At 71.4% G+C, this 833-nt stretch carries 1 protein-coding gene; it reads left to right on the forward strand.

What is annotated here, in order from left to right:
• Positions 1-221 precede the first annotated feature (221 nt).
• Positions 222-779 carry a hypothetical protein gene (locus tag IH44_RS0139995; RefSeq protein ID WP_157852633.1) on the forward strand — a complete coding sequence of 186 codons (558 nt, stop codon included), beginning with the start codon at positions 222-224 and terminating at the stop codon, positions 777-779.
• Positions 780-833 lie beyond the last annotated feature (54 nt).

The raw sequence follows: 833 nt of genomic DNA on the forward strand, positions 1-833 counted from the left end.
ATCTTCCCCCGGATCTTCCCCCAGCCCCGCCCCAGGACCGGGTCCGGGCCTCCCCCACAGCGGAGCGTTCGTCTGTTCGTCGGGTGAAATCCGCGGCACCAGCGCGACACTTCAACACCAAATCGTGACGCTGAGTATCGAAGGCCGCCGCCCGAGTGACGGTCCGTCATGAAAGGGGGGCGCTCGCGTGCCCGGTCCGCGCGGGTCTCGTTGGGTGGGGCATGGAAAAGATGATCACTTGCGCCTCCGCCGGACTGCTGCTCCTGGCCGCTGCCGCCGCCCCCGCGGGCGCGGTCACCGCCCAGCGCTCCGGCGCCCACCTGCTGCGCGGGCACGGCGTCGCGGCCTGCCCGAGCGACGCGTTCTGCCTCTACGAGCGCGAGAACTACAACGGACAGGAGAACGGCCGGATCTGGGTGTTCCAGCAGGAGAAGGGCGGCGCCGGCACCCCGCGGCTGGACCTGGTCCGCACCGGGACGCTCGGCTTCGGCCGCTCCGCGGTGGCCAACGACAAGCGCTTCGCCACCATCCGGCTCTCCCCCAACCCCTGCTCCACGGTGCACAATCCGGCCCGCGACTGGGAGTACCTGATCTTCCTCCCGGACAGCGGCTACCCGGACCGCACCGCCCGCGTCCCCGACCTGAGCAAGGCGAAGGGCATCCACCACACCGCGCGGGAGGTGGACGAACAGGGCCGCCAGGTGGTCTCCGGACGCACCCTCGACCTGGACAACCGGGCCCGCTGCCTCCTGTTCGACGAGTCCACACCCGGCCTGTAGCACCCGGCCCGCAACACCCGGCCCGTAACACCCGACCGACCCACTGCCCCACCC

Origin of the sequence: Kitasatospora sp. NRRL B-11411 (genome assembly GCF_000721345.1) — a bacterium.
In the GTDB taxonomy this organism is placed as follows: Bacteria; Actinomycetota; Actinomycetes; order Streptomycetales; family Streptomycetaceae; genus Kitasatospora; species Kitasatospora cineracea.